The organism is Bradyrhizobium sp. YR681 (assembly GCF_000282615.1).
Classification (GTDB): domain Bacteria; phylum Pseudomonadota; class Alphaproteobacteria; order Rhizobiales; family Xanthobacteraceae; genus Bradyrhizobium.
Genome location: NZ_AKIY01000148.1, coordinates 1 through 4,634 on the forward strand (window position 1 = coordinate 1; position 4,634 = coordinate 4,634).

Here is a 4,634-nt window from a genome sequence, read left to right on the forward strand (position 1 = left end):
CGCCGATCGGCAGGCGCAGCCGCATCTCCATCCGCACCGCTTCGCCCCTCAGCACGGTCTCGAAGGCCTCGCGCACGACGGCGTTCATGCCTTCGGTGGTGCTGAACCAGGGTGTGTCCCAGAACGGCTTGCCGATGACGTCGCGCGCATCGGCCCGGATGCCGGCGAGCGCGGTCTTGTTGGCGTAAAGCAACGCGCCGCTGAGATTGACCAGACCCTGATACTGGTTGCTGGTCTCCAAAATCGCGCGCAGCCGGGCCTCGTTGGATTCGAGCTCGGCGGTGCGCTCGGCGATGCGCTCTTCCAGCGTTTCGTTGAGCTGCCGCAGCTCGATCTCGGCCTGCTTTGCGACCGTGATGTCGTGGGCGACGCCGATGAAGCCGATATGCTTGCCGGTCGGATCCCACCGCGGCTGCGATTCCGAGCGCAGCCAGCGCCATTCGCCGCCGGCGTTCTTGTAGCGCGCTTCCAGCACGAAGGGTTTGAGCGAGGCTTCACCTTGGACGGATTGCTGCAGCACATGCGGCAGGTCGTCCGGATGCAGCACCTTGCGCCAGTCGAAATCGATCGCCTCCTCGTAGGGCAGGCCGACGAAGTCGACATAGGCCTGGTTGGCGAAGGACCGCTTGCGGTCGAGTTTCGTCACCCAGATCGGCACCGGTGCGCTGTCCGCGATCAGCCGAAACCGCTCCTCGCTCTCGCGCAGCGTCTCGCGCGCGACTGCCTGGTTCGTGATGTCGATATGGGCGCCGACGAGGCGGATGGCGCGGCCGTCATGGTCGCGCTCGATCTTGGCGACGACGCGGATCCAGCGGGTCTCGCCGTCGCTGGGGCGGATGATGCGGTATTCGGCGGTGTAATCCTCGCTGGTCCCGGCAAGCGCGTCGATGAAGTGCTTGACGGTCGTCTCGCGGTCATCAGGATGGATGCGGTTGACCCAGGCCTCGTGCGACTCGTCGGCCGCTTCCGCCGGAAGGCCGTGGAGCATCAAATATTCCGGCGAGCGGCGGTTCTTGAAGCCCTCGCGGAAGTCGACCTCGAGGCCGCCGACCTTGCCGATGCGCTGGATGCGCGCAAGCTCGGCCTCGCGCTCCTGCAGCGCGCGATAGGCATTGTCGCGCTCGCGCGCGACGTCTTCGAGGTGCTGGCGCAGCCGTTCGGCGGCGATGGTCTCTGGCAAGGGATCGTTCAAGGCTTCGGCCGTTGTGATGCGTGTGCGCACGTGCCGGACCGATATTCACACAGACAAAGCGTGATAGCCATTGCTCAAAGGGGATCAATTATCGGAAAGGGCCGGGGCGGCCTGAATGCGGAAAAGTCCGGTAAAATAACGGCGGGGCTGGCTATTTGTTCCTGATATTGGAACGATGCGTCTGCGGACGCGTCTTTGCGAGGCGCCACAACTCTCATTGATAAAACTCCCTTTCCGAAGAGGCTAAATCTTGAAACTGTTTGTCTGCCAGTCCTGTGGCAATGTCCTCTACTTCGAGAACCGCGCCTGCGAACGCTGCGGCCATCGGGTCGCCTTCCTCCCGGAGAAGGAGACGATGTCGGCACTCGAGCCCGACGGGGAGGGCTGGGCCACGCTCGCCGACAAGGGCAGGGGACGGATGCTGTGTCGCAATGCCGAGTACGATGCCTGCAACTGGCTGACGGATGTAAGCGATACCACCGGCTATTGCCGCGCCTGCCGCCACAACGGCATCGTGCCCGATCTCTCCGATCCGGTTCAGCTCGCCGGCTGGCGCGAGCTGGAGGTGGCGAAACACCGTCTGTTCTATTCCCTGATCCGCTGGAAGCTGCCACTCCAGACCCGGCAGGAGAACGCCGAGCACGGCCTGATCTTCAACTTCCTCGCCGACGATCCGAACAGCGGCCAGAAGATCCTGACCGGCCACGACAACGGCCTGATCACCATCGCGCTCACCGAAGCCGACGACATCGAGCGCGAGCGGCGACGGCTGGAGATGGGCGAGCCCTACAGGACGTTGCTCGGGCATTTCCGCCACGAGGTCGGCCATTATTTCTGGGATGTGCTGGTCCGCGACGGCGGCAAGCTGGACGAATGCCGCGCGGTCTTCGGTGACGATTCCACCGATTACGGCCAGGCCTTGCAGCGTCATTACACGGAAGGCGCGCCGCCGGACTGGCAGCAGAGCTACGTCTCGGCCTACGCCACGACCCATCCCTGGGAGGATTTTGCCGAGACCTGGGCCCATTATCTCCACATCGTCGACACCCTGGAGATGGCCAGCGAGTTCGGCCTGGAGGTGCGGCCGCGGGTCGACCGCGACGGAGAGTTGTCGACGCGGATCCGGTTCAACCCCTACGAGGCACGGGACGTTCAGGCGATCGTCGACGCATGGCTGCCCTTCACCTTCGCCATGAACAGCGTCAACCGCGCCATGGGCGCCCGCGACCTCTATCCCTTCATCCTGTCGTCCGCGGTGGTTGCCAAACTCGGCTTCATCCACGGCCTGGTCCGGGACGTGGCCAAGGCCGAATCCAAGGCGGAGGCCAAGGTCAAGACCGAGTCCAAGACCGAGTCCAAGACCGAGTCCGGGGCCGGGAGGCTGTAGGGCGTCCCGGAGCCTGTTGCGGTCTTGCGCTGGTACGCCAGAGGGGCGCGGATTTAGACCGTTGCCTCCGGCCCATTTTGATGTACCACGGGGGCCATACGGCCCGTCCCGCAGGCCCCAACGGCCAGGGGAAGGGTCCCGCCCAAGGTCGAGACTCAAGAAAAGCATGTTCAAGAAGATCCTGATCGCCAATCGCGGCGAAATCGCCTGCCGGGTCATCAAGACCGCTCGCCGCATGGGAATTCAGACGGTTGCGGTCTATTCCGAGGCCGACCGCGATGCCCTCCATGTCGAGATGGCCGACGAGGCCGTGCTGATCGGCCCGCCCGCCGCGGCCGAGAGCTATCTGGTGATCGAGAAGATCGTCGAGGCCTGCCGCAAGACGGGGGCCGAGGCCGTGCATCCCGGCTACGGCTTCCTGTCCGAGCGCGAGGCATTTCCGCGCGCGCTGGAGGCCGCCGGCATCGTCTTCATCGGCCCGAACCCGGGAGCGATCGCCGCGATGGGCGACAAGATCGAATCCAAGAAAGCGGCTGCGAAAGCAAAAGTCTCGACCGTGCCGGGCTATCTCGGCGTCATCGAGGACGACAAGCACGCGGTCAAGATCGCCGACGAGATCGGCTATCCCGTGATGATCAAGGCCTCAGCCGGCGGCGGCGGCAAGGGCATGCGCATTGCCCATTCCAAGAACGAAGTCGCCGAAGGCTTCAACCTCGCCAAGGCGGAGGCGAAAGCCTCGTTCGGCGACGACCGCGTCTTCGTCGAGAAGTTCATCGTCGATCCCCGCCACATCGAGATCCAGGTTCTCGGCGACAAGCACGGCAACGTGATCTATCTCGGCGAGCGCGAATGCTCGATCCAGCGCCGCAACCAGAAGGTCATCGAGGAGGCGCCGTCGCCGCTGCTCGACGAGGCCACCCGCCGCAAGATGGGCGAGCAGGCGGTCGCGCTGGCCAAGGCCGTGAACTACGATTCCGCCGGCACCGTCGAGTTCGTCGCAGGCCAGGACAAGAGCTTCTTTTTCCTGGAGATGAACACGCGCCTCCAGGTCGAGCATCCCGTCACCGAGCTTGTCACCGGCGTCGACCTCGTCGAGCAGATGCTGCGCGTTGCCGCCGGCGAGAAGCTCGCGCTTGCGCAGAAGGACGTCACGCTCAAGGGCTGGGCCGTGGAATCTCGCCTCTACGCCGAAGACCCGTTCCGCAACTTCCTGCCCTCGATCGGTCGTCTGGTGAAATACCGCCCGCCGGCCGAAGTGAGCCAGGACGGCATCACCGTGCGCAACGACACCGGCGTGCAGGAGGGCGGCGAGATCTCGATCCACTACGATCCGATGATCGCAAAACTCGTCACGCACGCGCCGTCGCGCGCGGCCGCGATCGAGGCGCAGGCCACCGCGCTCGACTCGTTCTATGTCGACGGCATCAGGCACAACATCCCGTTCCTGTCGGCGCTGATGCATCATCCGCGCTGGCGCGAGGGCCGGCTTTCGACCGGCTTCATCGCCGAGGAATTCCCCAAGGGCTTTGCCGTGCGCGTGCCCGAAGGCGAGGTCGCGCGTCGCATTGCGGCGGTCGGCGCCGCCATCGACCACGTGCTCGGTGAGCGCAAGCGGCAGATCTCCGGCCAGATGGCCGGCCGCGTCGTGCAGCGCGAGCGCCGCCGCGCGGTCTGGCTCGACCGCCAGGAGATTTTGCTCGAGGTCGCCCGTGAGGGCGATGCCATCGCGATCCGCTTCGTCGATGCCGACGGCAAGGTCGGCAACGCGCATCTGTTGCAGTCGGCGTGGAAGCCGGGCGATCCGGTCTGGCAGGGCACCATCGATGGCCATGTCGTCGCGGTGCAGGCACGGCCGGTTCCCAACGGCATCCGCCTGGCGCATCAGGGCGTCGAGGTGCCGGTCTATGTCTGGACCGAAGCGGAAGCGGCCTCCGCGCGGCTGATGCCCGTGACCACAGCCTCCGACACCGGCAAGAAGCTGCTCTGTCCGATGCCCGGCCTGATCGTCTCGATCGCGGTGACCGAGGGGCAGGAGGTCAAGGCCGGCGAGACGCT

Annotated in this window: 3 protein-coding genes; 2 read left to right on the forward strand and 1 reads right to left on the reverse strand. The window is 65.4% G+C overall.

The genetic code is table 11. The features are described from left to right. A partial coding sequence (locus tag PMI42_RS12515; RefSeq protein WP_008134431.1) for a PAS domain S-box protein occupies nucleotides 1-1,222 on the reverse strand: 1,222 nt, incomplete at its 3' end. Between the two features lie 220 nt (nucleotides 1,223-1,442). On the opposite strand from PMI42_RS12515, the gene PMI42_RS12520 reads away from it, so the two are divergent. Together PMI42_RS12520 and PMI42_RS12525 are read left to right on the forward strand one after the other, a co-directional pair. Further along, nucleotides 1,443-2,579, forward strand: a complete 1,137-nt coding sequence (locus tag PMI42_RS12520; RefSeq protein ID WP_008134434.1) for a zinc-binding metallopeptidase family protein — start codon at nucleotides 1,443-1,445, stop codon at nucleotides 2,577-2,579. 166 nt (nucleotides 2,580-2,745) lie between these two features. Continuing rightward, nucleotides 2,746-4,634: acetyl-CoA carboxylase biotin carboxylase subunit (locus tag PMI42_RS12525; protein ID WP_008134436.1), on the forward strand; the 1,889-nt coding region annotated here is incomplete at its 3' end.